Source organism: Shewanella psychropiezotolerans, assembly GCF_007197555.1.
Lineage (GTDB): Bacteria > Pseudomonadota > Gammaproteobacteria > Enterobacterales > Shewanellaceae > Shewanella > Shewanella psychropiezotolerans.
In genome coordinates, this window is record NZ_CP041614.1 from 2,345,787 (window position 1) to 2,370,260 (window position 24,474).

General features: G+C 44.3%; 28 protein-coding genes and 1 pseudogene. 14 read left to right on the forward strand and 15 right to left on the reverse strand.

What is annotated here, in order from left to right:
• Positions 1 to 6 precede the first annotated feature (6 nt).
• The 8 genes from FM037_RS10460 to FM037_RS10490 all read right to left on the reverse strand — a co-directional run bounded on the left by FM037_RS10460 (position 7) and on the right by FM037_RS10490 (position 7,965).
• The gene (locus FM037_RS10460) at positions 7 to 1,173 is read right to left on the reverse strand and encodes a glycosyltransferase family 4 protein (protein ID WP_227993295.1); all 1,167 of its coding nucleotides are present in this window, start codon (positions 1,171 to 1,173) and stop codon (positions 7 to 9) included.
• Between the two features lie 62 nt (positions 1,174 to 1,235).
• The gene (locus FM037_RS10465) at positions 1,236 to 2,162 is read right to left on the reverse strand and encodes a glycosyltransferase family 4 protein (RefSeq protein ID WP_229381147.1); all 927 of its coding nucleotides are present in this window, start codon (positions 2,160 to 2,162) and stop codon (positions 1,236 to 1,238) included.
• A 32-nt stretch (positions 2,163 to 2,194) separates the two neighbouring features.
• Positions 2,195 to 2,497 carry a hypothetical protein gene (locus FM037_RS29345; protein ID WP_229381148.1) on the reverse strand — a complete coding sequence of 101 codons (303 nt, stop codon included), beginning with the start codon at positions 2,495 to 2,497 and terminating at the stop codon, positions 2,195 to 2,197.
• A gap of 71 nt (positions 2,498 to 2,568) precedes the next feature.
• Positions 2,569 to 3,525 (reverse strand): glycosyltransferase family 2 protein, encoded by a 957-nt coding sequence (locus FM037_RS10470; protein ID WP_144045952.1) that lies wholly within the window; start codon positions 3,523 to 3,525, stop codon positions 2,569 to 2,571.
• Entirely contained in the window at positions 3,518 to 4,366 is an 849-nt protein-coding gene (locus FM037_RS10475) for a polysaccharide deacetylase family protein (protein ID WP_144045953.1), read from the reverse strand. The genes FM037_RS10470 and FM037_RS10475 overlap by 8 nt, the downstream gene beginning before the upstream one ends.
• A complete protein-coding gene (locus FM037_RS10480; protein ID WP_144045954.1) occupies positions 4,363 to 5,538 on the reverse strand; it encodes a hypothetical protein in 1,176 nt (391 codons plus the stop codon). The genes FM037_RS10475 and FM037_RS10480 overlap by 4 nt, the downstream gene beginning before the upstream one ends.
• Positions 5,525 to 6,805: a glycosyltransferase family 4 protein gene (locus tag FM037_RS10485; RefSeq protein WP_144045955.1), complete on the reverse strand. Its 1,281-nt coding sequence runs from the start codon at positions 6,803 to 6,805 to the stop codon at positions 5,525 to 5,527. The genes FM037_RS10480 and FM037_RS10485 overlap by 14 nt, the downstream gene beginning before the upstream one ends.
• Positions 6,806 to 6,912: 107 nt before the next feature.
• Complete coding sequence (locus FM037_RS10490) at positions 6,913 to 7,965, reverse strand: acyltransferase family protein (protein ID WP_144045956.1); 1,053 nt, start codon at positions 7,963 to 7,965, stop codon at positions 6,913 to 6,915.
• 463 nt (positions 7,966 to 8,428) lie between these two features.
• Here FM037_RS10490 and FM037_RS10495 point away from each other — a divergent pair, with 463 nt between their 5' ends.
• Complete coding sequence (locus FM037_RS10495; RefSeq protein WP_407695638.1) at positions 8,429 to 8,707, forward strand: hypothetical protein; 279 nt, start codon at positions 8,429 to 8,431, stop codon at positions 8,705 to 8,707.
• Positions 8,708 to 8,867: 160 nt separating this feature from the next.
• Here FM037_RS10495 and FM037_RS10500 read toward each other — a convergent pair.
• Positions 8,868 to 9,520: pseudogene (locus tag FM037_RS10500) on the reverse strand (pseudouridine synthase).
• A 118-nt stretch (positions 9,521 to 9,638) separates the two neighbouring features.
• On the reverse strand, positions 9,639 to 10,232 hold the full coding sequence (locus FM037_RS10505; protein WP_144045957.1) for an acyl carrier protein phosphodiesterase: 594 nt from the start codon (positions 10,230 to 10,232) through the stop codon (positions 9,639 to 9,641).
• 166 nt (positions 10,233 to 10,398) lie between these two features.
• Between FM037_RS10505 and FM037_RS28510 the strand changes: the two genes are divergently transcribed.
• The 10 genes from FM037_RS28510 (at position 10,399) to FM037_RS10550 (ending at position 18,958) form a co-directional block, all read left to right on the forward strand.
• Positions 10,399 to 10,557, forward strand: coding sequence for a hypothetical protein (locus FM037_RS28510; RefSeq protein WP_185977001.1), 159 nt, complete (start codon positions 10,399 to 10,401; stop codon positions 10,555 to 10,557).
• 64 nt (positions 10,558 to 10,621) lie between these two features.
• Positions 10,622 to 11,659 (forward strand): tRNA preQ1(34) S-adenosylmethionine ribosyltransferase-isomerase QueA, encoded by a 1,038-nt coding sequence (gene queA / locus FM037_RS10510; RefSeq protein WP_144045958.1) that lies wholly within the window; start codon positions 10,622 to 10,624, stop codon positions 11,657 to 11,659.
• A gap of 198 nt (positions 11,660 to 11,857) precedes the next feature.
• The gene (gene tgt / locus FM037_RS10515; RefSeq protein WP_144045959.1) at positions 11,858 to 12,982 is read left to right on the forward strand and encodes a tRNA guanosine(34) transglycosylase Tgt; all 1,125 of its coding nucleotides are present in this window, start codon (positions 11,858 to 11,860) and stop codon (positions 12,980 to 12,982) included.
• 32 nt (positions 12,983 to 13,014) lie between these two features.
• A complete protein-coding gene (gene yajC, locus FM037_RS10520) occupies positions 13,015 to 13,341 on the forward strand; it encodes a preprotein translocase subunit YajC (protein ID WP_142874218.1) in 327 nt (108 codons plus the stop codon).
• A gap of 17 nt (positions 13,342 to 13,358) precedes the next feature.
• A complete protein-coding gene (gene secD / locus FM037_RS10525; RefSeq protein ID WP_144045960.1) occupies positions 13,359 to 15,209 on the forward strand; it encodes a protein translocase subunit SecD in 1,851 nt (616 codons plus the stop codon).
• 12 nt (positions 15,210 to 15,221) lie between these two features.
• Complete coding sequence (gene secF / locus FM037_RS10530) at positions 15,222 to 16,169, forward strand: protein translocase subunit SecF (RefSeq protein WP_144045961.1); 948 nt, start codon at positions 15,222 to 15,224, stop codon at positions 16,167 to 16,169.
• Positions 16,170 to 16,439: 270 nt separating this feature from the next.
• The gene (locus tag FM037_RS10535) at positions 16,440 to 16,757 is read left to right on the forward strand and encodes a putative signal transducing protein (protein WP_144045962.1); all 318 of its coding nucleotides are present in this window, start codon (positions 16,440 to 16,442) and stop codon (positions 16,755 to 16,757) included.
• Positions 16,758 to 16,869: 112 nt separating this feature from the next.
• Positions 16,870 to 17,781: a precorrin-2 dehydrogenase/sirohydrochlorin ferrochelatase family protein gene (locus FM037_RS10540; protein WP_144045963.1), complete on the forward strand. Its 912-nt coding sequence runs from the start codon at positions 16,870 to 16,872 to the stop codon at positions 17,779 to 17,781.
• A gap of 239 nt (positions 17,782 to 18,020) precedes the next feature.
• On the forward strand, positions 18,021 to 18,560 hold the full coding sequence (locus FM037_RS10545; protein ID WP_144045964.1) for a YaeQ family protein: 540 nt from the start codon (positions 18,021 to 18,023) through the stop codon (positions 18,558 to 18,560).
• Between the two features lie 155 nt (positions 18,561 to 18,715).
• Positions 18,716 to 18,958 (forward strand): YecH family metal-binding protein, encoded by a 243-nt coding sequence (locus tag FM037_RS10550; RefSeq protein ID WP_144045965.1) that lies wholly within the window; start codon positions 18,716 to 18,718, stop codon positions 18,956 to 18,958.
• 65 nt (positions 18,959 to 19,023) lie between these two features.
• Here FM037_RS10550 and FM037_RS10555 read toward each other — a convergent pair whose 3' ends face one another.
• The 5 genes from FM037_RS10555 to suhB form a co-directional block, all read right to left on the reverse strand.
• Positions 19,024 to 19,371, reverse strand: a complete 348-nt coding sequence (locus tag FM037_RS10555; RefSeq protein WP_144045966.1) for a replication protein RepA — start codon at positions 19,369 to 19,371, stop codon at positions 19,024 to 19,026.
• Positions 19,358 to 20,026, reverse strand: coding sequence for an AAA family ATPase (locus FM037_RS10560; protein WP_144045967.1), 669 nt, complete (start codon positions 20,024 to 20,026; stop codon positions 19,358 to 19,360). The genes FM037_RS10555 and FM037_RS10560 overlap by 14 nt, the downstream gene beginning before the upstream one ends.
• A 115-nt stretch (positions 20,027 to 20,141) precedes the next feature.
• Positions 20,142 to 20,444 (reverse strand): PilZ domain-containing protein, encoded by a 303-nt coding sequence (locus FM037_RS10565; RefSeq protein ID WP_144045968.1) that lies wholly within the window; start codon positions 20,442 to 20,444, stop codon positions 20,142 to 20,144.
• Between the two features lie 172 nt (positions 20,445 to 20,616).
• Positions 20,617 to 21,018, reverse strand: a complete 402-nt coding sequence (locus FM037_RS10570; protein WP_144045969.1) for a phosphate-starvation-inducible protein PsiE — start codon at positions 21,016 to 21,018, stop codon at positions 20,617 to 20,619.
• A gap of 234 nt (positions 21,019 to 21,252) precedes the next feature.
• A complete protein-coding gene (gene suhB, locus FM037_RS10575) occupies positions 21,253 to 22,056 on the reverse strand; it encodes an inositol-1-monophosphatase (RefSeq protein WP_144045970.1) in 804 nt (267 codons plus the stop codon).
• Between the two features lie 154 nt (positions 22,057 to 22,210).
• On the opposite strand from suhB, the gene trmJ reads away from it, so the two are divergent.
• The 3 genes from trmJ to iscR all read left to right on the forward strand — a co-directional run bounded on the left by trmJ (position 22,211) and on the right by iscR (position 24,464).
• On the forward strand, positions 22,211 to 22,975 hold the full coding sequence (gene trmJ, locus FM037_RS10580) for a tRNA (cytosine(32)/uridine(32)-2'-O)-methyltransferase TrmJ (protein ID WP_144045971.1): 765 nt from the start codon (positions 22,211 to 22,213) through the stop codon (positions 22,973 to 22,975).
• 11 nt (positions 22,976 to 22,986) lie between these two features.
• Positions 22,987 to 23,808, forward strand: coding sequence for a serine O-acetyltransferase (gene cysE, locus FM037_RS10585; protein WP_144045972.1), 822 nt, complete (start codon positions 22,987 to 22,989; stop codon positions 23,806 to 23,808).
• A 194-nt stretch (positions 23,809 to 24,002) separates the two neighbouring features.
• Positions 24,003 to 24,464, forward strand: coding sequence for a Fe-S cluster assembly transcriptional regulator IscR (gene iscR, locus FM037_RS10590; protein WP_144045973.1), 462 nt, complete (start codon positions 24,003 to 24,005; stop codon positions 24,462 to 24,464).
• The last annotated feature ends 10 nt before the right edge of the window (positions 24,465 to 24,474 follow it).

The following is a 24,474-nucleotide window of genomic DNA, read 5'->3' on the forward strand; positions in this document are numbered from 1 at the left end:
ACGTTATCAAGTGTTCATTTTTTGATGCTTGTTGCTTAACGTATTGAGTAACATTCTGGTATGAACTCCCCAGTCGAATGCGGTTACCCGCTCGAGTCCCCGCCGGATCAGCTCTTGCTGAAAAGACGGCTGTGTGAGTATTTTTCCTAGGCATTGGGCAATACTGGTTGAACTTTCTGGGTCGAAACAAAGGGCTGCTTCTCCCACAACTTCCGGCATCGCCCCCCGATTAGAGCAAGCCACAGGTGTTGCGCATGCCATTGCTTCCACCAGAGGGAGTCCGAACCCTTCATAAAGCGAGGGCATCACAGTCGTTGCAGCGCCGTGATACAGGCTAGGCAGATCGCTGCTATCAACAAAACCAAGCACCCTAATGGAGCTTGCTGCAGGTGAGTCGGCAATTCGCTTAAATACCACTTCGGCACCAGACCAGGCACTACCGACAAACACCAAGGGGTGTTTATTACGTATTGTCTCGGGCAGCTTTTCATACGCTTGGATCAGGCCGATATGATTTTTCCCCGGATGTTCGATGCGCGAGACATATAACAGGTAATCCGGTTTAAGCTGGAGGCGTTTTAATCGCTTAGCGTAATCTGATGGTTGTTGCTCATTGAACAGACTCTTGTCGTATCCATTGTGTAACACACTGATATGATGAGCCGGAATGTGCAGAAACGTTTCCATATCCTTACGGGTATTGTCACTCACGGCAATGAGATGAGGGCGGTAGGGACTCGCTATGGGTTGCAGAAATTTGGGGATAAGGTGACGAATGTAGTGCATACGAAGAATATCGTATTTATTGGCGATATGGCATTGGGATAAATCGTGAAACGTGGCAACTGTGGGTAAGGGATAATGACTCAATACTCGGCGGTTGGCAGCCGGTAAAATAAGGGCATCATAATGGCTAGTCTTGAGTCGTTGCTTGAGTTCGTGAGGCAGTACCCAGGTGTGGTAAACCATATTGGTAATGGGGTGGCTTAAATACCACGGGAGTACCACGAGTGTTTGCCTGGGGTGTTCAATGGGCCAGAACTGTTGATCCCTGTTATTAATTAACACAGTAACATGATGTGATTTGAGTAATTCAGTCACCACATTTTGCATATATTGAGAAATGCCTGATTTGCCGCAATCAAAGCCGCAAGCACTAAATATAAGACGCATATCCATCCCTCTTTTTAATATCTTATCTACGGGGGCTAAGAACCTGCCACCTGAGCCATTCGCTACTTACTGTAATGCCAGTTCTCTACGGTTCGATAAAATGCCTCTAAATGGGAGACTAGCTGAGGCCAACAGTATTCGCTTGCTACTCGAGCTAGGCCATGTTCGATCAGACGTTTTGCAAAGGATGGTGAGCTTAATACCTTGCTGACATTCGCCTGCAGTGAGTCCAGGTTGTCTGGATTAAAAAGCAAGCCATCATGATTGTGCCTGATAAGGTGAACTAAGCTGCCAACACGACTGGCAACGATAGGTAATCCGGCGCTCCATGCTTCCAATACCACAATGCCAAAGGGTTCATGAGTGGAAGCGAGTAAGAAGCAGGACGATTGTTGATACAGTGCAGGCAGCAATTCATTATCGGGCTCGATGCCTGGAATAATAGTGACATGTGCCTGCAGTCTATTGCGCTCTATGCTTCTGAGTAATTGACTCAAGTAACTTGACTGGATCACTGGGCCTGCCAATATCAGTTGATACTGAGTCTCCCCCCTAGCATGTAATCGGCTGAGCAAGTCGATAAGCATCAGTTGGTTTTTCTGACTGTCGATGCGCCCGACGGATAGCAGTAATTTTCGGCCCTTGGGTATGTGTAGATGTTGGTGAACATCCAGGCTTACGGGTGTTGAAAAACGGCTGGAATCCACTCCGTTTGGCAAATAAATTACCGGTTTATCAGGGAAGCATACTTGGGTTTTAAGGTATTCATTGTAACCAATACAGATGATGCCACTGGCATCGGTCAATACTTTCTGCGGTTGCAGAAGCAGATCGATAGCCTTACCGGCATTGAAGGTGTTTTGCAAAGGTTTGATCAGGCTGTCTATTTCGGTCTTAGGAACCGTAAATTGACCGCCGTGTAAAGAGATGACATAGGGGAGTCCACGCCGCTTGGCTGCATATCGCACCATAGCAGCCATACGCTGCATGGTGTGGCAATGATATAAACGAAATTCACCTCTTAATAGTCTCTGGCTAAGGGAGAAAGAGTAGGGATTCCCCCTTTTTTATCCAGATTGAGCCTCTTTTCTTTGGTTAACCCTATGTAAGGGTAATGGTAGCGAAAGCGTTCGATAGGGATGTTATCTATCACCTCTGATGGAACTCTATTGAGTGCTTGTGTACACAAAATATGGCTATTGATGTGATGTTGTTGCTTTAAGCCCAAGCTGGTATTCCAAACTGCACCTTCCATGCCACCCCATTCCTTTATATGGAATCTACGCATGACTTGAGCGATAGGATATTTGTCGCGGTTTTTCATATTAGGTTCCTGATATAACTTGAGCCATGTAGGCTTATCTCTGAGTTTTTGAAAGTATTCAAGGTTTGAGATCATTGGTATCGGGATAACACGGCTTGTTGTCCTGTCGAGTCGTTTTTTAACTGCTGGCTAATCCGGGTATTACCCCAGCGTAAGCCGGAATAATATGCCCAGTGGTAGACAAACACTCGACGTGGAGTGGCGAGCAGTCCAGCTAAGTCCGAGGTGATGATGTGGTGATAACATCCTCGGATAAAGCCTTTGACAAAACTGGTGAAGGCTGAAGTAAGATTATGTTTTTTATGATAGATAAATGCATCCGCTTCTCCCTCCACAAACCGTCGACCGTACAATTGTTTTAACGTGTAATTATGAGAATGCATAAGAAGTGCCAGAGGAACATAGGCTAATTTGTATCCACAAGTTTGAGCCCAATGTCCCCACTCAGTATCTTCAGACGCCCAGGCATCCTGATAGAAAGGATGTTGTAGCCAATATTGTCGGCGAATGGCGGCAAAGGGTAATGACAGGGTGATCCAGCTTGGGGGAGTGCCTGTGGCTGGAAAGCTGGTGGCATAATCGCGCTTTACCCATTGATGGGCTTCGGGGCGGGGGAGCTGACGGCCGAATGCTGCAACAGTGTCGGGATCATTAAATGCATCGAGTAAATTAGACAGGGAGTCGTCCCTTAGTAATACGGCGTCGGAGTTTAGAAAAATGACGATATCAGCCTGGCATTGTTCAATTGCCTGATTGAGCACCTTACCTGGGTAGTAATCACCTGGCTCTATATGGATAAGTCGGCAGTCATAGAAGCTGGCAATTTCCAGGGTTGCATCTGTCGAACCTGAGTCTACGAGAATCAAATCATAATCTTGGAAATCTTGCGAATGTAGCGCCGCAAGTGTGTTGGCAATGACCCAAGCTGAGTTTTTTGAGCGCATGATGATGGCTAATTTGTGGCTGCTCAAATTAGGGGGCGCGACGATTGTTGCTTTCTTATGATCTCGTGAGGCTGATTCAGGCATGGGTTGTTTCCTCTGCGAAATTTTGTGAGGGTTGATGGGCTGGGATTGAGTCACTGAGCCAAGCCGTCTCTTGTGTACTGATGTAGTCGAGTATCTTGTCGAAGCATTGAAACTTGTCACATAAGTACATGGTGATGGGGTGGATCAATAAGTTGGCATCAAGCCCTTGAGCTTCACAACTTTTCAGCTGACTTAACACCCGCTCTGTCCATTCCCGGATATAGTAGCTTTCGCTGCCAAAATCATCGGACCATGAATAACGTTGTTGCCAGTGTTCGACCCATTTTGGGGTACGCTCTGCGTGGTAAAGGTGCTCATGGTCTGGAATGATGTTAATAGGGAAGTTATAAACCCCATGCTTGGATTCGAGGGGGTAGAAATTGTTGCGTTTTACTCCATCGGAGCACAGCTTGATCCCGAGTTTACTCAATACTCTGTCGGTATGGTGACCGTGCATATACATGTGGTTTCGCCAGCAGGTTATCCGCTTGCCAGTCTTGCTTTCGATGATCTTGATGGTGCCTAGAGTATCTAAATATTGATACCAGTATGGGCCGTTATAGCTGCCTAAAAGCTTGTTACAGAGACGGTGCCAAATCTGTGGAGTAAACCCACTCCAGGTGTGACCGCCAATTTCAACCCAGTCACTCATGCATAGCACCTGTGTATCTGCCCATTCTTCGACGAAACAGCGACCGGTAATAAAACAAGTTAACTTGACCTGGGCTTGTTCGATACGTTTAAGAAATAACTTTGCTGTCTTGAGCTCTGAGATATCACAATGCGCTTGATTGCCCGTTCGTAAACTGGCGTGATGAATATCTGCACTTAGATAAATCATAAGTTGGCCTCCTCCAAAGATAAGCCTAAGCCATCCAGTAGGTTACTTATGTTAGCATCCACAAAGTCCTGCCAGTTTTTAAGGTAACGCCGGGTCAGGGTATCGGCAGAGTTTTCAGCTGGTTTCCCTTGACGATAGAGCACATAGGGAAAGCACAGCGGGAGCTTTTCAGCTTGAGTCAATGCCAGATAAGTCCAGGGAGAAGGCTCTTGGATAATGGAAAGCCCGGCCGTCATACCCAGAGTTCGCTTCATCAGGCTTTTAACCTGACTGTCGTTATTCCAAAAGGCATCTCTGGCAGCGTATTTAAGGTAGCTTGCCCAGGTGAGATTCGGTTTGTTCAGACGCTGGCGCTCACAGCGCAGATGGACAGGCTGCAAGGCGGTTATTATGGATTCGTTCCAGGCGGTGAGATCGATATTCTGAAACCGAGTATAACTGGGAGAAAATCGAAAACTCATTGCCTGTAGATACAGCTGTTTTAACTCAGGTTCTACGCTGGTTTCATTTGCCATACGCAGCTGTTTTTCTGCATAAGACCAATGGTATTTACCCAAGGAGAACAATAGCGCATCACCATAGCCAATGATCGCTTTCATGGTATGTTTAATGATGGTAGAACGATAACGTTCGGGTTCGTTTTGAGCCAACAAAAATCGATTAATAAGCAATAGAGACCCTCTGTTAATCAAGAGGTTTCGTGCATCCCAAGCCGGGATGTTCTGCAGCGTATGTTGGGTTAATGACGGTACGAAATCTTCATCCCCTAGCAAGGTTCGGTGACCGTGTCGCATGTCATACCAAATCACGCGGCAAGCCGCACTACGCATTTTAGCTCGGGTGGTAAAAGAGACATCAATTCCCAATCCCGCTTGCTGGCTAATGGGCTGCAACGCTTGATTAATGGATTTTTTTAACTGTGGATCTGCATTTATCTGCTGGTTGAGGATCAGTAGCAGATCAAAATTATTGTGTGGATAGAGCTGGCCACTCACTGGGTGCGAGATCAATCCTCCTTCACCACGGCCATACCCGCCTAACAAAACTAAGGCGCAGAGTTGGTTTTTATCCAGGTATCTCGAGACGGTATCGCACACCTGTGTAAGTACATCTTGGCAAAAGGCTTCAGCCTGGGGATCTTGTAGCAGAGTGACGTGTTTAATGGTTAACATGGCTGCTCCCTTCTGTCATTGACCTTGCCGTGATTGTGTGGCTTGAATTTCCCTTCAGAACATGGTCAAAAACCTGCAGAAGCTGGTTAATATGAGCTTTTATACTGTATTGCTGCATAATAACTTTCTGAGTATGGAGGGCATGGCGCTGAATCGTTTTGGGATGTAGAAGTTGCTTCCGAATAGCGTCGCTGAGTGCGAAAACATTATTGCTATCTACTAGTCTGCCGTTTACCCCATCTTGTAACCACTCGGGGATAGCGCCGACACTGGCTGCTATTACGGGGCAGGCGTAAGAAAGTGCCTCTATACCAGTCAAACAAAATGTTTCAGGTGTGCGAGACGGGATCACCAGCGCCGATGCTTGTTGGTAGTATTTGGCTAATGTGGCAGTGTTACACTGGCCCTTAAACTCCACTCTGGTTTCAATTCCAAGTTTTTGGCTGAGTTGTTGTAACTCCTCTTTTTGAGGACCTTCGCCGCAGATCAGTAAATTAGCTTGCTTATTCTGTCTAGCAATTGCACGTAATAAGAGGTCGACGCCTTTTCCCCGCATCAGGCTGCCAACGTAGAGCAGCTGGTTCGAGTTTCTGGGCTGTGATGGCTTGATAATTGATATGTTGGAGGTGGTGAATAGCGGGATCACATGGGTTTTATTAACTTCAAACTCATGTTGTTTGAGGACCTGTGACATATATTGTGAGCCAACAATAAACCCAGCTAAAGTTTGATTACTATGTTGGTGAGCACGTAAATTACCCAGTCGATTCAGCGTTAATTTATGTTGTGTATTTCGACCAATAAAACCTAAGCAGGCATAGCAGGCTGGCCCCGTTTTTTGTTGGCAAGTGTTGAGGCCTATTGTGGTGTATTTGTGCTCCCTAAGGCAGAAGAGTTTATGGTCGTGATAAAAACGAATACTGGGAATACCACTTTGAACGCAAGTCTCTATATCTTGTACATGGTCTAGTTGATGGAGATAAATAAGAGTGGCGGCTTGATTTTTTAGTTGTGTTTTAAGCTCTGTGATGGGATAGACACTATTAAATACATGAGTGAATCTGGGATGGATTTTTCCGTCTAACTGATATAACAGAGTTGATTTAACTCCTTTTTCAGCAAGTGCCTTCACGGTATCGTGGATATAGCGTTCCGCTCCGCCTACAAAATCCGCATGCTTATTTATCCAGATAACATGTAATTCATGGGGATTTGTATTCTGCATACGACTATGCGAGTGAGTGACTGCATAATTTGCCTTTTGCATATCAGCTATCCTTTTTGCTTTAGGGATACTGAGTTATTGCATGGAGCTTGCCAATACGGCAGATAGGAAGAAAGTACTGGCTTTGTTCACTTGGTTAAATGGCTTGTTCAGCTGAAGTTGCTTTTCAGTTTCAAAAAGTGTTGTTCGAACAGGTGGAAACTGCTTAAACCGAGCAAGGCGGTGAGCACCATTGTGGCTAAGAATGTGATGAGCCAATAATCTATATTTAGATACGTGACTACTTTAGCCACAAAGTTGTATGCCAGCATATGTAACAGGTACATACCATAACTAATTTGTCCTATCTTTCTGGCAAAACTATTCTCCAATAGGGGGCGAACTATGGGGCGGGGGCTGGTGACACACGAGGCAATTAATAATGCCATAAAAATATACACCAGTATTAATGGCACTCCTTTTATTGCCAGAGAAGTAAGCATAGCGATGAGAAATATCAGACTGGACTCAGGTCTTGCAATGAGAGGTGATACAAACTGATAACCCTTCTTGTTAGCTAATGTATGGGCTAATACAACCCCAATACAGATAGGAATAGCAATAATATCTAAGGCTCTTAAATAGAGGTTGTCACTGTCCACTCCAGTGTAATGTAACAAGATGCTGGCAATAATAATGAGAATGAGTAAAGGGATAGATATGACAGGCGCTATCATACGTTCTATGGTCGGCCAGATAAGATAGAACTGCTCTTCTGCAGCAAGAGACCAGGCGAAGAAGAATATTATTCGGTCGCCTGCAACAAAAGGAACAAACACGTTAGAAGTATAGGTGGCAAAATATTTCAGATTATCCAGAAAAGCTGTTCCGGTTGGAGTGTCAGGTTCAAGGACTAATACCAGAAGAATGTAAATAAGTAATACACAATAATAAAGCGGAAAGATACGCAGGGTTCGTCGGATATAAAATTTCTTAAGGTCGATTTTTCCCTTAGTTCGTTTTTCTTTCAGGAGCAAAGACGTGATTAAAAATCCACTGATCACAAAAAATAGCGTTACCCCGTGAAATCCTTGACTAGCGAGATATATATGATCCCAATATGGATAGCCAGCATGATGCCATATGACGGCCAAGATACTCAGACAGCGTAAACCATCAAGGCACAAGTACCTTTTTTGATTTAGGTAATTAGTGTAATTCATAGGGCTATTCTCCCTTATGTTCCATACCTGTTCAGATTCTGAAAACTGGGGTTATACCAATCGGTATTCGTATCTTGATTCTCGAGTTTGTCTATCGAAGGGGTATTTAGGAGCAAGTGTAGCCTAAAAGTGTTTGTTGGGTGAAAATTATGCTCATCACTCTCTTCCAAGATCATAAAATCGAATGAATGAGCTGCTAAGCAAGTATTAGCCAACATGGTGCATAAAAAGTGACTTGGATCGCATTTTTATGGTACAAATGGGTTACACTTTTATACAGTTATTGAGCTAAACTGAGTTGTAAGTGGCTTGTGGTTATTTGGTATCAGTTTAACTCGAAGTGCGCACAAGTAGTTAACATATCTAGTTTCAATGGAGTTAATTGAAAATGAGTTCAATGGCTGAAGTCATGCAATACCCAGATCGCCCTACAGAAAGTAGAGAATTACTTAAGGTGATTAAAATGTCAGTAGTAGATAAGCGAAAACGCTTAGGTTGGCAAGATAAAGACTTAGAGGCTCGTGAAGTCATTGGCCGATGGATTGATGGGCGTGATGGCACTTCAAACAAATTAACTCTTTATAGGCAGGACGATAAAATTTACTTAGAGATTTGGTCAAGCGATGGCTGTCATAGCCTGGATGTCATGATGTGCACTCAAACTGAGGAAGGCTTAAAACTCGAAGATAAAGGGGGAATATTTTCGGCGAGTATTTCTTGTTATCTAATGATAATTCGCTGAAATTTTGTAATTCCAGCGAATGCTACTATACCGCTAAAGCAGCATAATATAATAACCAGTCGGTATTATCAGTGTTGAGAAAGGGCATCAGTGCGAAGGACTCATGCTTATGCCTCTCATGGTAATGTCGAATCAGGTCTTTTTTCCTGAAATAGAACGATTAAAAAGGGTGAGTACTCATGAATGTTATCTCTTTACCCGAAAAGGGATGGCTGATGCTCAATGACATTGCATGCAATCTAAGCCTGTTTGAAGCCGCTATTACCTCTTTATCACCATAAAACTCATCGCCTAATATTGGATGACCTATAGCCAGCATATGAAGTCTGAGTTGATGTGTCCTTCCTGTCACAGGTTTTAACTCTACCAAGGTACTGGTTTCTCTGCGATCCAGCACCTTGTAATAGGTCTTGGAGGCTTTGCCATCTTCTGCTATCTCTTGCAGTGGAGGTCGGGTTTTATCGGCTTTCATCGCCAGTTCTATCACGCCTTGATCTTGGTTTAATAATCCACGGACCTCAGCAATGTAGGTCTTCTTACTCATTCTATTCTGAAATTGAGTCTTAATATTAGACTCCGCCTTCTTATTTAACGCAAAAACCATAATGCCCGAAGTCGCACAATCGAGACGATGTATCAGTATGGTTTCAGGGTATCTCTGAAGTAAGCGGGTAAGCGCGCAATCGTAGGTATTATCTGCTCGACCAGGATTGGAGAGTAAACCCGAAGGTTTATTGATAACGAGTATATCTCTGTCTCGATAGCGTAGATCTAACCAAGGGACTGAAGGGGGGCGTAAGTGAATATCTGCATGAGTTCTCCTGTAGCGGCGAATTCTAGCAAAAACAGATCCAGTTGAGAATTGCTAAACCTAACTTTTTAGTTGATTTTATGCTGCTAAAGCCCTAAAGCCCTAAAGCCCTAAAGCTCGTTATAAATATTCTGTCGGTGTCTTACGGGCCCAAATACGGCTGTATGCCATCAGTTGTGGATAGAATGTTCTAAATGCAATCTCTATCTCGATATCTAGCTTGTCGACCGCTTGGGTAGCACCTTGGAAAATTTCAGGTTTAGAGATACGCTGAGCGACAGAGTTAATGGTTCGGTGGAGACCTTTCTTGCTTCTATATGCGGTGAGCCAATTTTCGCTGCGGATTTTCGGAGCAAGTAGTTGCAATTTTTCTGGCAAGCGTTCACAAGCATCTATGGCATCGTAAGCATTTTCGGCAAATTGTTGCAGAGTAAGATGATGATATTCATCCCAGTATTTCGCCAACATATGGTCGAAAGCCAGATCGACAATAATAGGCGCAGCTCTGGTTAAACTCTTAGGAAACTGAGCGACTAAGTCTTTGGTGAGTTCGTGGCTGTCTGTGAGCTGGTCAATTTGTCTATGTATCCAGATCCCTTGCTGTAGGTGTTTAGGATAATTGTCTATGTTGCCTTTGGCAAAATCGCCGGCAAGATTAGCCGCTAAACTGGTTTTACTGTTATCGGCAAGATGTAGGTGTGCAAGGAAGTTCATGATGTTTTTGTTAATTTTCTTGGTTATAACTCAAGTTTCACGTTATCATGGGCTCAGATGCTAAGATAGTTTTTCTCCAATTTAAATTGGTTTTAAAGTGACTTCTTAAGGATGTGCATCGTTTTGATTATATTCTCATCAATTATCGGTTTAAGGATCAAGGAAGATGTGGAACTGGTTATCTAAAGTGTTTCCCAAGAAAGAGCAAGCTCAGCGAAAGCGTGTGCAAATAGATATTCCCTACGAGCAGCATAGCTATCGAAAGGAAGATTTTGATATTGATGAGCAGTCCAGTGCCCTTGAAGATAGTAAAAGCGGCAACTGATCCTTGATCTTCTCTGTCTCTGTTAATAGACTAGCGCCGGATTTATGCTAAGCAGAGACTAACCATGCGTGTGACCGATTTTTCTTTTGAACTTCCGAACGAGCTTATTGCTCGATATCCTACCGCCGAACGTACCTCTTCGAGACTACTTTCTTTAGATGGCAATACTGGCGAGGTCACAGACAAGCAGTTCACCGATATTCTCAATATGGTTAATCCCGGCGATCTTATGGTGTTCAATAACACCCGAGTGATCCCGGCGCGATTGTTTGGTAAGAAGCAGAGCGGTGGCAAGCTGGAGCTTTTAGTCGAGCGTATGCTCGATGATAAAAGCATATTGGCCCATGTCAGGTGTTCGAAATCCCCTAAAGTCGATTCGATTATCTGTGTCGATGGTGGCTATGAGATGATCATGCTTGCTCGTCACGACGCCTTATTTGAGCTTAAACTGCTGTCGGACAAAACCATACTCGAAGTGCTCGAAGAGGTTGGGCATATGCCTTTACCGCCCTATATCGATCGCCCAGACGAAGACGCGGATAAAGAGCGTTATCAGACCGTTTACAATGAGACTCCGGGCGCTGTTGCCGCACCGACGGCGGGATTACATTTTGACGATGCTATGTTAAAAGCCTTGGCTGATAAAGGTGTTGATACCGCGTTTGTCACCTTACATGTTGGCGCCGGGACCTTTCAGCCGGTAAAAGTGGACAATATCCTCGAGCATAAGATGCATTCTGAGTGGGCTGAAGTCACTCAAGAGGTTGTTGATAAAGTCATGCAAACTAAGGCGAATGGAAAACGTGTTATTGCCGTAGGCACAACATCGGTGCGTTCATTAGAGAGTGCAGCTAAGGCAAGTGCTGCTGAACTGGAAGCATTTTGCAGTGACACTGACATCTTTATCTATCCCGGATATGAGTTCCAAGTGGTCGATGCCATGGTGACAAACTTCCATCTTCCCGAGTCGACCTTAATCATGTTGCTCAGCGCCTTTGCAGGCTTCGATGAGGTAAAAAACGCCTATCGACACGCGATCGCTCAAAAATACCGCTTCTTTAGCTATGGCGACGCCATGTTTGTGACTAAAAAACCGAACTAATCTCGAAAATTGTTTTAAAATACCCACCCACAAGATGAGGTGGGTATTTTTTTCTGCTATTTTTGTGCATATTTTAAGGATACAGGGTTGATACTCAGTTGTTTGCCCTTATCTCTAGTTTTAATGTTAGCTTGTACCGATTATTTAGCTTAGTGCAGGCACTTATGAGTCAGACTGTTTATCTGGCGAGGTGAAATCATGAAATTTGAATTAGATACAACCGATGGACGCGCCAGGCGCGGCCGTTTGATTTTTGATCGTGGCACAGTAGAGACCCCGGCATTCATGCCCGTGGGCACTTATGGCACAGTAAAAGGCATGACACCGGAAGAAGTGCGTGAAACTGGCGCCGAAATCCTTTTAGGTAATACATTCCACTTATGGTTGCGTCCGGGTGAAGAGATCATGCGTAAGCATGGTGATTTGCATGACTTCATGAATTGGCATGGTCCAATTTTAACCGACTCCGGTGGATTTCAAGTATTCAGTTTAGGTGATATCCGTAAGATCACCGAAGAAGGTGTGCATTTTCGTTCACCAATCAACGGTGAGAAGATTTTCCTGGATCCGGAAAAATCCATGCAGATCCAGAACTCGCTGGGCAGTGATGTGGTGATGATTTTCGATGAATGTACACCGTATCCAGCCACAGAAGATGAAGCGCGTAAATCGATGCAGATGTCACTGCGTTGGGCTCAACGTTCACGTGATGAGTTCGATAAGTTAGAAAACCCTAACTCTCTGTTTGGCATCATTCAAGGTGGTGTCTACGAAGACCTGCGTGATGAGAGCTTACAAGGGTTAGTCGATATAGGTTTTGACGGTTATGCCGTCGGTGGTTTGGCAGTAGGTGAGCCTAAAGAAGATATGCATCGTATTTTAGAGCATGTCTGTCCCCAAATTCCTACTGATAAACCTCGTTACTTGATGGGGGTCGGTAAGCCAGAAGATCTCGTTGAAGGTGTGCGTCGCGGTGTCGACATGTTTGATTGTGTTATGCCAACACGTAATGCCCGAAATGGTCATCTGTTTACCAGTGAAGGTGTGATTAAGATACGCAATGCGCGTCATCGTGATGATACTGCCACACTCGATGATAAATGTGATTGCTATACCTGTAAGAACTATTCTCGGGCATATCTTTACCATTTAGATCGTTGTAATGAAATTTTAGGTGCTCGTTTAAACACCATTCATAACCTTAGGTATTACCAAAGGTTGATGCAAGGTTTGCGCGGTGCAATCGAGACAGGTACATTAGACACCTTCGTTGAGGAGTTCTATACCAGTCAAGGTCGTGAAGTTCCTAAATTATCCGATTAATTTTAACTACTGCTAAATAAGAAGAGAGAACTATGTTCATTTCAAATGCGTACGCTGCAGATGCTCCAGCAACTGGTGGCACCATGGAGTTAATTTTCATGCTGGTTATATTCGGCCTGATATTCTATTTCATGATTTTCCGCCCGCAGTCTAAGCGCGTCAAAGAGCACAAGAACTTAATGGGTTCATTGAGCAAAGGTGACGAGGTGCTCACCAGTGGTGGTATTTTAGGTAAGATTGCTAAAATCAGTGAAGAAAATGATTATGTGTTACTGACAATCAATGAAACATCTGAAATTACGATTAAGAAGGATTACATAGCGGCCGTATTGCCTAAAGGCTCTATTAAGTCACTTTAAGCCAAGAGGGCGATGGTGTGTTAAATAAATACCCAATGTGGAAAAACTTGATGGTGGCTTGCATCATCTTCGTAGGTTTTTTCTATGCAATTCCGAATCTCTTCGGTGAAGACTATGCGGTACAGGTAGTCGGCACTCGTGGAGCCGAGGTGACTGTGGCGACTCAGTCAACAGTCAATGATATTCTTGCCAGCAAGAATATTGCGATGAAGCGTTCAGAGCTTGAAAATGGCCAACTACTTGTTCGTGTGATGGACGGCGATCAACAGTTACTCGCCAGAGAAGCGATTGCCGCTGCGCTGGGTGACAAATACACCGTCGCCTTAAACTTAGCGCCGGCGACGCCTGAATGGTTGGAGAGTATGGGCGGTAGCCCTATGAAACTAGGTCTGGATCTTCGAGGCGGTGTTCACTTCTTGATGGAAGTGAAGATGGGCGAAGCGGTCCGTAAGATGACCGAGTCTAAGATGGCCGATTTCAGAACCGACCTACGTGGTGAGAGAATTCGCTATGCTGGTATACGTGAAAGTGCTAAAGGCATAGAGATCAAATTCCGTGATGCCGAGAATTTAGCTAAGGCTGAGCGTTTCCTCAAGTCTAGTGGCAATGACATGGTGTTCACCGATACCTCATCGGGTGGCAATTACTTCTTGATTGCCAATCTCAGTGAGAGCTATCTAAAACAGGTCAAAGAGGATGCACTACAGCAAAACATCACTACGATTCGTAATCGAGTGAATGAGTTGGGTGTTGCTGAGCCAGTGGTACAACGCCAAGGTGCAGAGCGTATTATCGTTCAGCTACCCGGTGTGCAAGATACCGCTCGCGCCAAAAAAATTCTGGGTGCTACGGCATCGATCGAATTTCGCATGGTTGATGAGAAAGCCGATGCTACCGCTATAGCCAGTGGTCGCGTCTCTCCTAACTCGAAGGTCTATGACCGCCGTCAAGGTGGAAAAGTCGCCCTCTATAAAGAAGTCATGCTATCAGGCACCCATATTCAAGGTGCACAGCCGAGCTTCGACGAATATAGTCGTCCTCAGGTAAGCATCAACCTAGATTCCAAGGGTGGCTCAATCTTCTCGAATGTGACTAAGGATAACATTGGTAAACCAATGGCTACCTTGTTCATCGAGTATAAAGATAATGGTGCTAAAAACCCGGATGGCAGCATTAAGCTGGAGAAGATAGAGGAAGTTATTTCAGTCGCGACTATTCAAGCGCGTCTGGGACGTAACTTCGTTATCACAGGTTTGGATCATGGCGAATCACAAAGTCTAGCATTATTGCTTCGTGCCGGCGCCTTGATTGCTCCTGTGGTTATCGTTGAAGAACGTACTATTGGCCCAAGCTTAGGTGCCGAGAATATTCAAAACGGTGTTCAAGCGATGATATGGGGCTTAGCCGTTGTGCTTATCTTCATGCTGGTCTATTACCGTGCTTTTGGTCTGATTGCTAATCTGGCGTTAACCGCAAACTTAGTCATGGTGGTCGGTGTGATGTCGATGATCCCTGGGGCTGTGCTAACACTGCCGGGTATCGCTGGTATGGTATTGACCGTAGGTATGGCAGTAGATGGCAATGTGCTGATCTATGAGCGTATCCGTGAAGAGCTAAGAAATGGCAGAAGTGTGCAGCAGGCAATTCATGAAGGTTATGCGAATGCATTTTCTACCATTGCCGATGCCAACATCACCACCTTTATGACAGCACTTATTTTGTTCTCCGTCGGAACGGGTGCAGTGAAAGGTTTCGCAGTCACCTTGATGATAGGTATTGCGACTTCTATGTTCACCGCTATCGTGGGCACCCGTGCAATTGTTAACGCTGTTTGGGGTGGTAAGCGCGTTAAGAAACTGTCTATATAAGGAAAGTTGATTATGTTTCAGATTTTATCCATAAAAGGCACGGTCAACTTTCTGCGTCATGCCGTGCCAATCAGTATCCTGTCGCTTATTTTAGTTATTGGTTCTTTGACGTCGCTAGCGACTAAAGGCATTAACTGGGGTCTCGACTTTACCGGTGGTACCGTTGTTGAGCTCGAGTTCTCATCGACTGCAAACCTTCAGGCACTTCGCGCGGAATTAACTAGTGAAGAAACAGAAGGCGTCGTGGTACAGCATTTTGGTTCAAGCCGAGATGTGATCACGCGTCTTCCTGTTAAAGAGGGCGTGAAGAGTGAACTCCAGGTCCAGCATGTGATGGAAGCTGCGATTAAGCTAGATCCGCAGGTGATCCAGAAGCGTGTGGAGATGGTTGGACCTCAGATTGGTCAAGAGCTCGCAGAGCAGGGCGGACTAGCAGTATTAGTCGCATTGATCTGTATTTTGATTTATGTATCCTTCCGTTTCGAGTGGCGTTTAGCACTCGGCTCAGTGGCGGCATTAGCACACGATGTGATTATCACCTTAGGTGTGTTCTCTCTGTTCCAGTTGGATTTTGATCTTACGGTACTGGCTGGGGTATTGACGGTTGTCGGTTACTCACTCAATGATACTATTGTTGTATTTGACCGTATCCGTGAAAACTTCCTTAAGATGCGTAAAGGTGGGCCTGAGGAGATTGTGAATACCTCAATCACTCAAACCATGAGTCGTACCATCATTACGACTGGTACTACTCTGGTCGTGGTCATTGCCTTGTTCCTCAAGGGCGGCACCATGATCCATGGGTTTGCAACGGCACTCTTAATGGGTATCTTCGTCGGTACTTTCTCCTCTATCTACGTGGCGAGTTTCCTGGCGGTTAAGCTTGGAATTAACCGTGAGCATATGCTGCCCGTTGAAATCGAAAAAGAAGGCGCAGATCAAGACCCATTGATGCCTTAATATTTTTTAATCTTATTCGAAGTACACTGAAAACCACCTTCGGGTGGTTTTTTATTGCCTTGGTAAAATAGATAATAAGTATGTGTGCATTTGAGATATCAACAATGTTCCACACTCAAATAACTGAATTCTCATTTGTTATCCGGCTTGGCCGCATTTATCCTCGACAGACTCGCTAATTTAGCAGTAGGATGTTGGCACTCATATGATGAGTTAACATATTTATCACACCTTAAATTTGCCAGAAGAGCAACAGTTGTAGGGAATAACATGGAAGAGCGAAGTAGAATGGTTGCGGGCGGTAATTTATTACAGGCTCATACGTGGAAAGGTCTGTTAGAAACAAGTGGAATTGAAGTAGAGCTTCGTGGTGAAGCGTTACTCGGTGGAATAGGTGAGCTGCCAGTAGATCTGCAAAATGTAGAGCTCTGGGTCTGTGAGTCGAAATATGAGCTTGCTAAATCTCAACTCGAATCTCTTAATGCCGAAGGTCCTCGATGGCGCTGCGTAAAGTGCCAAGAAATGAATGAGGCTAGTTTTGACTTGTGTTGGCAATGTGGAACAGAGAGTTGTGAGATACACAACTAATTTCCTGCTACACATCAAATACTGTTATTACGATATACTCTATCCTCTGTTTCGTGGGTGCTCTTAGGCTCCAATACGATTGCCGTTAATACAAGTTTAGGAATTATTATTAATGCAGTACTTTCCCCTATTTGTTGATACATCCAAGCTGAAAGTCTTGTTGGTGGGCGCTGGTGATGTGGCCAGTAGAAAATTAGAGCTGTTATCCAGAACTAATGCTGAGATTCTGGTTATTGCCACAGATATCTCCACAGAGGTATCTAAGCGTGCCCAGCAAGGCCGTATTACTCTCGTTAAACGCAGTGTGGTGCCAGATGATATCCATGGGGTCGATCTCGTTTATCTTGCGACTGCTGATGACAAGCTCAATGCAAAGTTCGCGAGTATTGCCGATGAACGTGGGATTTGGGTGAATGTTGTAGATAGCCCCGAACTGTGCCGTTTTATCACACCATCGATAGTCGATCGGGGCCGTCTTCAGATTGCGATAAGCACGGCTGGCGCAGCGCCCGTTTTTGCACGAGAGCTAAGGGCGCGACTCGAGTCCTGGTTGCCTCAGTCTCTCTCGCCTCTGTTTGATTTTGTTGCGGCTAAGCGCAAAGAAGTGCAGCAAAGACTGCCTGAATTTAAGCAAAGAAAGCTATTTTGGGAGCATTTCTTCAGAGCGAATGGTGATAAGTTTGATGATGAAACTCCTGTTCATTACGACAACGGCTTCCAAGGCTTGTCGACAGGCGGAGAGATCCTACTTATCGATGATGAGACTCAAGCCTCTTTGTTACCCATAGCTGCAATGCCATTAATGCAGAAACTCGATCATATTTTTAGTCTCGAAGAACTGCCTTTTATTCTCAATGAATTTGTCAGACGCGATGCTGAAAGAGGGAAGTTACCCACTCTAAGCGAGCTGAGTAAGCTGTACGAAAATGGCCAACGTTGTCTAGTTTATGCGGATAACGAGACTGTGACTCAACTAAAAGCCCATTTCCCCATGGCGAAACACTTGAGAGCCGGAAAAATCTAATGTAAGCGCTAGTGATACTAATCGGTATAAGAAAGTAGTCAGCTTAGAGCTATTTTTACAGTGTATTTCGAGGTGAATGAGTGAGAAAGTGGTGATCCCTTTTGAACTTATTCAACACAGAAGTAGGCAGACCCAAACACTCCAGAAGGCGAGTTTATTTATCGAATTAAGGTCGGCATATCTCATTCGGCGGGAGATTGAGTTACACTAGCGCCAATTAATTGAGAGAATTAGAAGTTATGGCACCAAAAGCTACCGTATACAAAGTCACTCTGCAGATAGCCGATATGGATCGCGGCTATTATCACGATCATCAACTGACATTAGCTCAACACCCTTCAGAGACTGATTCCCGTATGATGGTCCGTCTGCTGGCTTTTGCAATGAATGCGAGTGAGTCATTGGCATTCAGTAAAGGGCTTTGCGTCGAAGATGAACCTGAGCTTTGGGAAAAGTCCCTAGTGGGCGATATCGAGCTTTGGATTGAGTTTGGTCAGAGTGATGAAAAATGGTTAAGAAAAGCCAGTGGCAGGGCGAAGCAAGTACAGTTATTTGCTTATGGTGGACGAGCAGTACCTATATGGTGGCAACAAAATGAGAAAGCATTAGAACGTTATAAAAATCTTAAAGTGTGGAATATCCCTGAAGAGGCCGTGAAGCAGATGGGAGACTTGGTTACTCGTAATATGGAGCTTCAATATAATATAAGTGATGGGGAGATCTGGCTATCCAGTGAACATGCTAGTGTTCAATTTACCCCAGAAATACTGAAAGCTTAGCGTTTAACCTTAATCCTAAAATTGATGTAAATCAGCCAGTCATAGACTGGCCTTTTTGTTTGTTTATTTATTAGTCTTGGGTTATGGATCAAAGTTTGAAATTCAAATATTGATTATAAAGGCATATATTTATTAGCCTTAAAGGTAGCAGTATTATGTCCGAATCAGTTCATGGCCATCAAGTGATGGAGTTGATGCTCACATTAGGTAAAGCAATAACCAAAGAAGAGCTTAAAGTATTGATGCACCAACATTTTGGTGCATCGGTGCGCTATCATACTTGCTCTGCGAGTGAGATGAATGCCGATGCGCTAATTGAGCTATTGGAAAAGAAGGGAAAGTTTATTGAATCAGCTAAAGGTATAGAGACTGTTGCGGATAGGATCTGTTCTCATTAAGAGCTTAATGTTTTGATTGTATAGCTTCATATAAATCAAAGTGCTAATTATTTGGTTGTTGGTTATTAGTCATCACTCAACTCGATAATAGTACTTTGCTCATGTTTGCTTTTTACTGAAAACTCACGAATTAAAATTCTGATGAGGCGTGATTTAGCTATTTTTTTCTCAGCCGATATCCTGTCTAGTATTCCAATTGCATCTTCAGTAAGGGAGAAAGTAGCGTGTTTATAAATTTTGGTTGAATGTTTATCTAAGCCTTTATGCTTAGCTCTGCTTAGTTTTTTTCTACTTTTACTGACGACGCTAGGTTGGCCAAAGGCGTAATTATTAGCATCTTCGATGAAATCCTCGATAGAGACTTGAGTTTGAGGTGTTTTCTTCTTGCGCCTTTTTAGATCAGTTAAGCTCATAGCAATTTTCTGGTTCTATAGCAAAAAGTTCATCTGCAATTGCTCGTATCTCTGCAGCGGCTTTTCCATCGGGCTCAATTTCAATAACAGATGAGCCAAGTTCTTCACTGTCATCGTAAATATTTCTGTTGAAAGTCACAGCATTTAATACCCGTAACCCAAATGATTCCACGACTTCTTTTGCTTCGAGAATTCTTTTAAATTGACTGGGTAGAGAAGGACATTGAGTCATGACTATGGTTGCTACCATTTTAGGGTTGACCATCTTACAGGTACTTAGCATATCTTCCATATGGGGTAAGGTTTTTAAGTCTCTACGCTTGGGTCTTAATGGAAGTATGACATAGGTTGCGACAGACATGGCTGCACGCATAGCCAGATTATCTTGGCCCCCACAATCGACGATGACATAATCGAAGTGTTTATCTTGACTCAAGAGGTCATTACGGATTTTTCCGTAAAGTTGAATGCAGTTGATGGTTGGAAGGTCTGGATCTTCATTGCGAGCCTGAATCCAATCTGAAGTTGTGCGCTGTGGATCGCAATCAATCATTAATACATTCGCTTGGTATTTCTGCGTGATATGAACAGCTAGATTCTGGGCCATACAGCTTTTCCCTGCTCCACCTTTTTCTCCGCCCACAAGCAAGATCATAAAAGTATCTCCATGTCTTTCAGCACCAATTATCTTTGATTATTAAACGCGTTAAGTATAGAACAGACTATAGAGTTTTGCCGAAAACTCCCTCTGCGGACATAGGGGCTAACGCTTATATAAGTTGTATTGCGATATGGAAGCTTTTGGGGTTACAGCTGTTGGTTCGACAGACTTGCCCTTTGACCATATGCTTTTTATCATTATCCGGATTAAAGGTTATAGTGAGAAGATCCCCCACTTTAAAACTCTTTTTATATTCAATTAGCACCCCGTGCCTCGCCAGATCGACACAGATCCCATCGTCTGTTTGTTCCTGGCCGTTTTCATCTTGCCAAGCCAAGAGAATACGTTCGGCTTCAAGGTCGACTCTGAAGGAGGTGCGTCGTTCATCTAAGTCTTCGGTATTATCTTGCATAAAAATCCCTAATGCGGAATGAAAAATAAGCTCTTTAAAAGTAGCATAATTTTTGTTCTAAAAACAAAGTTCGTGGATATTGAATGGCATTAGTAATAGCGATGACGGCATGGAGGAGTTTGCTCACCTAGTATTCTATCGACGGATACCAGGTGAGTGAAGTGATCGCTTGTTAGTGCTCTTCTTTACGTGGGTAAGGAAGTTTAAGTTGACCCCAGCGAATAACAATAACGGTTATAGAGAGTACTAGAGTTGATAATGCTATGGTCATAATTCGCCAATCATCCATGGCTTTTATATCTAGTATCAGGTAACGCGCCAGTGCCACAATCGCGATATAGATAGGCATGCGTATAGGTAGTTTTCCAGATTCGGCATAATTAGCCACCATAGCCAGTACTTCTAAATAGATAAATAGCAATAATAGATCGGCTAAATCGACTCTGGCATTTCCGATGATATGTACTATCTCCTGACCTATGGCGACTATTGTCGCGATGGCAATGATAATGAGTACGAAATGTTCGACAGCTTTAAGACTTTTCGAACCGTAGTGACTGTATAGCTTTCCCATAGCGATCTCTGGTAGGTGTTTTTTTTATGGTAGCAATATTTGAGGATTCTGCTTATTTTTCTATGTGATGGGACTCACATTATTGGTATACATAGGGAAATGAATAACCAGCTAGTGTTTGCTGCTTGGCTTGGAAGCTGTGACCAATGACAATTGTATAAGATACTAAGCGTTGCTGAAATAAAAAAGCCATCTGGCTGATGGCTTTTAAATCTGTTCTTTCAAACGCTAAGTTTAGCGTTTAAGTGCTTCGCTCAGTAAAGGACGAGCCGTTTTAACGATAGCTGAAGTCGTTTTCGGAGCGCCAGCTATGATATTGCCCGAAGTCATATAGCCGTGATTACCTGTGAAGTCGGTAACCGTACCGCCAGCTTCACGTACGATGAGATCGCCTGCAGCAATATCCCAGGGCTTGAGGCCGATTTCGAAGAAGCCGTCTACACGACCCGCTGCGACATAGGCAAGATCTAAAGCTGCAGAACCTGCACGGCGCATATCGGCACATTGAGTAAACAATGAGCCGAAAATTTTCATGTAAGTTTCTGTGTGCTGTTTGGCTTTGAATGGGAAGCCTGTCGCTAAGATAGTGTCTTTGAGATCGTTATGCTTAGATACGCGCATACGGAAATCATTGAACTTAGCGCCTTTACCACGTACCGCGCTAAATAGTTCATCACGGATTGGATCATAAATTACAGCGACTTCTGTCTTGCCCTTGTACTGAACGGCAATAGATACTGCGAAATGAGGAATGCCTCTAACAAAATTGTTAGTGCCATCCAGAGGGTCAATGATCCAAATGTAATCTTTATTCTCGCCTTTGTTCTCACCACTTTCTTCACAAATAATAGTGTGATCTGGGTAAGATTTACGGATCTGATATGTAATGGCGGCTTCAGCTTCTATGTCTACATTCGTCACGTAGTCATTCACTCCTTTCGCTGTCACTTCGACTTTATCGAGTTCAGCAAAAGCACGTATAATCGTTTGGCCGGCGGCGCGAGCGGCGCGCACGGCAATAGTCTGCATCGGATGCATTACAATCCCCTGGATGTTAAAGAACAGATATAATAATCGGGGCGTAGTATACGTTAACTAGTGAATATATCAAATACCGATTTTTGTATTAAGCAAACAAAGTTGACTGTGTTAATATCTGTGAATTGTTTAATCATCAAAATTAAGTAGTTTCATGCTCAGCAACATTCGTGTAGTACTCGTCGGCACATCCCACCCTGGCAATATTGGCTCTACCGCCCGAGCAATGAAAACCATGGGGCTCTCTACTTTATATCTAGCTGAACCTAAGGTCCAACCCGATGGCCACTCTGTAGCGCTGGCAGCCGGTGCGTCAGATATATTAAAACATGCGGTCATAGTTGATAGCGTTGCCGAGGCGATTGCCGATTGCAGCTTGGTTATCGCTACTAGTGCACGTAGCCGCACTCTAGATTGGCCTATGCTTGATCCAAGAGGAGCTGGCGAAAAGTTAGTCGCGTCAGCACTCGATGGTCCAGTTGCAATCGTATTTGGTCGTGAAAATAATGGCTTGTCCAACGAAGAGTTGCAGAAGTGCGATTATCATGTAGCTATCCCAGCGAACCCTGAATATACCTCATTGAATTTAGCTCAGGCCGTGCAGATCATCTGTTACGAGGCGCGTGTCGCTCATTTAGAGCACGAGAAGCGTGAGTTTGAGAAAGGCCGCCCTGCAGATTATGTCGAAGAAAAAATTGAGTATCCTTTTGCCAAAGAACGTGAAAACTTCTTTGATCATTTGGAATCAACCTTATTAGGCACTGGATTTATCGTTAAACAGCACCCTGGTCAAGTCATGACCAAATTGCGTCGTCTGTTTAGCCGCGCTCGCCTTGAAAGACAAGAGATGAATATCTTACGAGGCATGCTGACTTCGATAGATAAGAAGATGCCACCGAAAGACGACAAACAAGCATAAGGAATCGATCCATGGGAGTAATTGCTCGATTAAGAGATGATATTAACTCTATCTATCATCGCGATCCTGCGGCTCACGGAACCTTGGAGATATTGTTGAACTACCCTGGGATGCAGGCCATCTGGATCCATAGGGTAAGCCACAAGCTTTGGCGGCGGAAATGGCGCCTGCTCTCGCGTTGTTTATCTACTTTTTCACGCTGGTTAACCGGTGTTGAAATACATCCTGGCGCCACCATAGGCGATCGATTTTTTATCGATCACGGTATGGGCGTGGTGATCGGGGAAACCGCTGAAATTGGTGATGATTGCACCCTCTATCATGGGGTGACGTTAGGTGGCACAACATGGCAAGCGGGTAAGCGTCATCCTACGCTTGGTAATAATGTAGTGATTGGTGCTGGTGCTCAGGTATTAGGTCCTATCACCATGAACGATGGTGCGCGTGTGGGCTCCAATTCTGTGGTGGTGAAAGATGTACCTAAAGATACCACAGTCGTAGGCATACCTGGCCGCATCGTTTCAACACCTAATGCTAGCAATAAAGCGGAGAGTAAAAGACGTAGCGAGATGGCCAAGAAGTATGGCTTCGATGCCTACGCCGTTTCTCCGGATAACCCGGATCCGGTCGCTAATGCCATTGGCCAGATGCTAGACCATATGCACCTGATGGACTCAAAAGTTCAAGAAGTCTGCCAAGCGATTCAAACCATGGGCGGTAGTGTGTGTACCGATAAACTACCAGAACTTGACGTCGAAGACTTTAGCGATGCGGAGTTGGCTGCGGCAAAGCAACGTGAGAAGGCAATAAATGAGTTTGATCCCATTATCTGATTCTCAGTGAAAGAAACCCAAATCATTGATTGAATATTGAGACATAAACGGGTTAAATACCCCAGTCAAATTGAAGGGTATTATTCAGTGCTATAAATTCATTAATACTTGACTGTTTTACTAGGTTTAATACTTGACTAAATTACTCAGGTATGTTTGAATTCCCCTATGCATTATTGGGAGCCATGGTCGCTATGAAACTTACCTCGAAAGGCAGGTATGCAGTCACTGCTATGTTAGATGTTGCTATGCATTCTACATCAGGGCCTGTACCTTTAGCCGATATTTCTGAGCGTCAAGGGATATCTCTTTCTTACCTCGAACAACTTTTCGCAAAACTCAGAAGACATGGACTGGTCTCAAGTGTCAGAGGACCCGGCGGTGGCTACCGTTTAGGTGCCGATGCTGTCGATATCTCAGTTGGCATGGTCGTTCGCGCCGTCGATGAGTCAGTCGATGCAACCAGGTGCAAAGGTCAGGGGGATTGTCAGAATGGCACCCGTTGTCTCACGCATTCCCTGTGGGGTGACTTGAGCAAACAAATTTCAGATTTCTTAAATGGGATCAGCCTTGCTGGCTTAATGAATAAACGAGATGTTCAATTTATCTCAGTGAAGCAAGACGCAATGCAACAGGAACAAAGAGTAACGTTATAAGTTAACTTTG